The 4,867-nt window shown below is 77.2% G+C and carries 5 protein-coding genes; 3 read left to right on the top strand and 2 right to left on the bottom strand.

The window, feature by feature from the left end; genetic code table 11:
• On the top strand, positions 1 to 894 hold an 894-nt coding region (locus HLB09_RS12960), incomplete at its 5' end, for a LolA-like protein (RefSeq protein ID WP_171203770.1).
• A gap of 77 nt (positions 895 to 971) precedes the next feature.
• Positions 972 to 1,178 carry a PspC domain-containing protein gene (locus tag HLB09_RS12955; RefSeq protein WP_171203769.1) on the top strand — a complete coding sequence of 69 codons (207 nt, stop codon included), beginning with the start codon at positions 972 to 974 and terminating at the stop codon, positions 1,176 to 1,178.
• 48 nt (positions 1,179 to 1,226) lie between these two features.
• On the opposite strand, the gene cls is transcribed toward HLB09_RS12955, so the two are convergent.
• Positions 1,227 to 2,753, bottom strand: coding sequence for a cardiolipin synthase (gene cls, locus HLB09_RS12950; protein ID WP_171203768.1), 1,527 nt, complete (start codon positions 2,751 to 2,753; stop codon positions 1,227 to 1,229).
• Positions 2,754 to 3,049: 296 nt separating this feature from the next.
• On the opposite strand from cls, the gene HLB09_RS12945 reads away from it, so the two are divergent.
• Positions 3,050 to 3,391, top strand: a complete 342-nt coding sequence (locus HLB09_RS12945) for an STAS domain-containing protein (protein WP_171203767.1) — start codon at positions 3,050 to 3,052, stop codon at positions 3,389 to 3,391.
• Between the two features lie 593 nt (positions 3,392 to 3,984).
• Here HLB09_RS12945 and HLB09_RS12940 read toward each other — a convergent pair.
• Positions 3,985 to 4,867, bottom strand: an 883-nt coding sequence (locus HLB09_RS12940) for an EAL domain-containing protein (protein WP_171203766.1), incomplete at its 5' end; no start/stop codon positions are given.

The raw sequence follows: 4,867 nt of genomic DNA, 5'->3' as shown, positions 1-4,867 counted from the left end.
CTGCGCACCCGCCGGGCCCTGCGCGCGCCCGCGGCCCTGCTCGCGGCCGGGGCGCTCGCGCTGGCCGGCTGCAGCGGCACCTCGGACGGCGGCACCTCGGACGGCGGGAGCGCCGCCTCGACCTCCGCCCCGAGCCCGTCGGCGACCTCCTCGGCGTCCTCGACGTCGTCGTCGTCCTCGGGCGCCGCGGCCGCGGTGGCCGAGGCCCTCGCGGCCAGCCAGGAGGCGGGGAGCGGCTCCTTCGACTTCTCCTCCCGGACCAGCGCGGGCGGCCAGGTGGTCACGGCCACGGGCCAGGGCTCGTTCGACAGCGCGGCGCAGACCCTCGAGGTGCGGCTGACCTCCCAGCTGCCCGGCCAGGGGGAGGTGGCCCTCGACCTGCGCCAGGTCGACGGCTCGGTGTACGTCTCCGGGCTGCCCGGCCAGCCGCCCGACCGGTGGGTGCAGGCGTCCCTGCAGGAGCTCGGCGCCTCCAGCGGCCCCCTCGGGGGCGCCGACCCCTCGCAGCAGCTGCGCCTGCTCGACCAGGTGGGGGACGACGTCGAGGAGGTCGGCCCGGAGGACGTCGACGGCACCGCGACGACCCGCTACACCGGCACGGTCGACCTCGAGGCGGCCGCCGAGCGGGCGCAGCAGGAGGGCGCCGACCCCGAGCAGCTGCGCAGCCAGTACGAGCAGCTCGGCCTCTCGAGCGTCCCCTTCGACCTCTACGTGGGCCCCGACGGCCTGCCCGTGCGCATGGCCACGAGCGTCGAGACCAGCTCGGGGGGCCAGCAGGTCTCCTCGACGTCCACCGTCGACTTCTCCGACTGGGGCGCCGACGTCGTCGTGGAGGCGCCCGAGGACGCCGTGCCGCTCTCGGAGGTCGCCGCCTCGGCCGCCCCCACCGGCTGACGCCCGGTCCCGGCGGGCGTCCGGCGCCCGCCGCTGCCAGGCTCGTCCGACCGTCCCGAACCCCCGAGGAGGTCCCCGTGCTCGTCCGCCCCCGCTCCGGCCGCGTCGTCGCCGGCGTCTGCGCCGGCCTCGCCGACCGCTTCGGCCTCAGCAGGGCCCTGGTGCGCCTGCTCTTCGTGCTCTCGTTCCTGCTCCCGGGCACGCAGCTGGTCATCTACGTCGTGCTGTGGGTGCTCGTGCCGTCCGAGGGCACCGACCGCGCCGCTCGCCGCCGCGGCCTCTGACGCCGGACGACCCGCCCGCCGCCCGCTGACGGGCGGCGGGCGTCGTCGTCACTGGACGGCGGAGGTCAGCCGGGCCAGGTCGTCGGCCAGCCGGCGCCAGAAGCCGCGGCCGGACCACGCCTCCAGCGTCAGCTCGGTGCTGCGGGAGCGGTAGTCGTCCTCCACGCGCCGCAGCTCGTCGGTGAACTCGCGCCCGAGGACGAGCAGCGTCAGCTCGAGGTCCAGCTCGAAGGACCGGATGTCCATGTTGCTCGAGCCGACGACGGCGACGTCGTCGTCGACGGACATGTGCTTGGCGTGGAGCACGTACGGCGCCGGGTAGAGCCAGATCCGCACCCCCGCCCGCAGCAGCGCCTCGTAGTAGGAGCGCTGGGCGTGGAAGACGAGCACCTGGTCGCCGATCGCCCCGACGAAGAGCTCGACCTCCACGCCCCGCTCGGCCGCCGTCGTCACGGCCGTGAGCAGCGACTCGTCCGGCACGAAGTACGGGCTCGTGATCGAGACGCGGCGCGAGGCGCCGTAGAGCAGCGCGTTGAAGAGCTTGAGGTTGTTCTGCCCCTCGAACCCCGGGCCGCTCGGGACCACCTGGCAGTGCAGCCGGCGGCCGGGGTCGGGCGGCGCGAGGTGGTCGGTCGCCTGGGAGACGACCTCGTCGGTCTCGCTGTACCAGTCGGTGACGAACAGCGCGTCGACCTCGTGGACCACCGGGCCGTGCAGGCGCACGAGGAGGTCCTGCCACAGCAGGCCGCGCTTGATGGTGGCGCGCTTGTCGTAGGTGCGGTCGATGAGGTTGAGCGACCCGACGAACGCCGTCTCGCCGTCGACGACGACGAGCTTGCGGTGGTTGCGCAGGTCGGGGCGCTGGTAGCGCCCCCTGAGCGGCTGCACCGGCAGCATGAGGCGCCACTGCACGCCGATGCGGTCGAGCTCGCGCACCGCCCGCTTGTAGCCCGGGTAGCGCCAGGAGCCGATGTGGTCGAGCAGCACCCGCACGGTGACGCCGCGGGCGACGGCGTCCTCCAGGGCCGCGAAGACCGGGGCCGTCGCGTCGTCGTAGGACAGGATGTAGAACTCGACGTGGACGTAGCGCTGCGCCTTGGCCACGCCCTCGGCGAGCTCCCGCAGCTGGTCGCGGTAGTCCGGGATGATGTGGGCGTCGTTGCTCGACAGCAGCGGCATCGCGCCGAGCGCGTGGTTGAGGCGCGTGACGCCCTCCACCCACGGCGGCCACGGGTGCTCCTCGACGACGTCGTCGGCCCCCCGCGCGGCCTCCTCGATGAGCCGGTTCATGCTCGCCTGCTTCTCCCGGCGCGCCCGCGGCAGCTTGGGGCTGCCGATGAGGAGGTAGGCGACCACGCCGAGCGACGGCACGAAGAAGATGAGGATGAGCCAGGCCATCGCCGACGACGGCCGGCGGTCGCGCGGGACGACGGCGAGCGCGACGACGCGCAGCACGACGTCCACGACGGCGACGACGGTCGCGACGACGAGGGACGCGTCCGAGAGGTCGGAGGGCAGCGAGAGCCGCAGCGACGTGCCCGCGTCGGACGCGGTGAGGAGGACGTCGGGCGGCATCGGGGCTCCTGGGGCCGGGCGGCCGCCCGAGCGGGGTGCTGGACGGGCGGTCGGCGGGGTCGTGACGCCGCGGGCCCAGCGTACGGACGACGGCGGCGGGTCGGGTGCGCGAGCACCCCCTACGGGTGCGTAGGCTTGACCCCGTCGACCCCGGTCGAGCCGTCCCCCCCGTCGGCTCCCGGGGTCGACGTGCGTCCGGGGCCCGTCGCGCCCGATCGGCTCGTCACGGGGCCCCGGCCGGGCACGCCGTGGGGTCCGTCGTGCGCGCAGGGGTCCTGGAGGGCGACGATGGGCCCGTGACCGCTGCCGACGACCTCCCGCCCGTCGAGCCGAGCACCGGCGGGGGAGCCGTCGTCCTCGACGTGGGCGACCCGACGCTGCTGCACCTGCGCGGCGAGGTCGACCTGCACGCCGTCGAGACCGCCGGCCCCGACCTCGACGCGGGCCTGCGTCGGGTCGAGGCCGTCGACGCCCGCGAGGTCACCTTCATCGACTCGATGGGCCTGCACTGCCTCATCACCGCGGCCGTCGCCGCGCGCGAGCGCGGCACCCGCGTCCGCCTGCTGCGCCCCTCGCGGCCCGTCGTGCAGATGCTCGAGGTCACGGCGATGACCGACTTCTTCGACGTCGAGGCCTGAGCCGGGCGGTCGCCTCCGGCCGCCTCAGGCCGGGTCCGCGGACGGGGCCGCGCCCGCTCCGGCACTGGCTCGGCGCTCTGCGGTCGGGGAAGTGCTGCGGTCCGGGCGCCGGCCTGACGTGCTCTCCGCGTGCGCGGCCCCGCCCGCTCGTGCACCGGCGCTGGCTCGGCGCTCTGCGGTCCGGGGGCGCTGGCTTCCGGGCGTCGGTCTGACGTGCTCTCCGCGTGCGCGGCCCCGCCCGCTCGTGCGCCGGCGCTGGCTCGGCGCTCTGCGGTCCGGGGGCGCTGGCTTCCGGGCGTCGGCCTGACGTGCTCTGCGCGCGCACGGTTCCGTCCGCGGACGAGGCCGCCGCTCCGGCCGTGTCCGCGGCCGGGGTCGCGCGCGCTCCGGCACTGGCTCGGCGCTCTGCGGTCGGGGAGCGCTGGGGTCCGGGCGCCGGCCTGACGTGCTCTCCGCGTGCGCGGCCCCGCCCGCTCGTGCGCGGCGCTGGCTCGGCGCTCTGCGGTCCGGGAGGCGCTGGGGCGATCAGCGCAGACGCCTCGAGGGACGGTCCTGTCGGCGTCCGGAGGCCGCTCGTTCGACCGGCCCGGGCGTCAGGGGCGCCCGGGCGCGCGACGGGGCGCGGGCAGCACCGGGCGGCGCGAGGGGGCCAGCAGGTCTCCGCCCTCGCCGCGCAGCACGAGGCCGGCCACGTCCGCGCGGCCCGCGACGGGACCCACGTGCTCGCCCTCGACCGCGTCGCAGCCCAGGGCGACGGCGGCGCGGTGGGTGGTCGCGTCGTCGACGCCCGCGGCGACGACGCGCAGGCCGAGGCCGTGGCCGAGCCCGACGACGGCGCGCACGAGCCGGGCGTCGCCCTCGCGCCCGGAGCGCAGGGAGGCCACGAGCCGGGCGTCGACGACGAGCTCGTCCACGGGCAGGGCGCCGAGCGCCGCGACGGACGACCGGCTGGCGCCGAGGCCCGTCACCGACGTCGGGACCCCGAGGACGGACAGGCGGGCGAGCGCCACCGCCGCCGCCGAGGGGTCGGCGGCCACGTCGTCGTCGTCCACGAGCAGGCGCAGGCTCCCCGGGGCGGCCCCGGCCTCCTCGAGGGCGCCGGCCACGAGGTCGACGAGGCCCGGGCGGCCGAGGGCCTCGCCGGGGACGCGGACGGCTGCCTGGACCCGGACGCCGTCCGCGTGCCAGGCGACGACAGCGCGCAGGGCGCGGCGCAGCTCGAGCTGCAGCAGGTCGGGGGCGAGCGCCGTCCCGGCGGCGAGGTCGCGCGGAGCCCGGGCGTCGTCCGCCCAGACCAGCCGGGCCGTCGCCGTCGTCCAGCGACCGGCGCGGACGTCGAAGCGCGGCTGCCACCGCAGCCGGAGGGCCTCGGAGGCCGGGCGGCCGTCCTCCTCCGCCGCGAGCGCGCGTCGCAGGTCGGTCCCGAGCCGGGCGAGGTCCGCGAGGCGGGCGCCCTCGCGCTCGCCGGGGTCGACG

Source organism: Pseudokineococcus marinus, assembly GCF_013004605.1.
GTDB classification, from domain to species: Bacteria; Actinomycetota; Actinomycetes; order Actinomycetales; family Quadrisphaeraceae; genus Pseudokineococcus; species Pseudokineococcus marinus.
The sequence above is the reverse complement of the archived record's forward strand: the minus strand, read 5'-3'. Positions and strand labels throughout refer to the sequence as shown.

What these genes read in the sequence shown, in the direction of transcription:
- cls (WP_171203768.1), bottom strand. Translation starts at nt 2,753, where the DNA reads ATGCCGCCCGACGTCCTCCTCACCGCGTCCGACGCGGGCACGTCGCTG.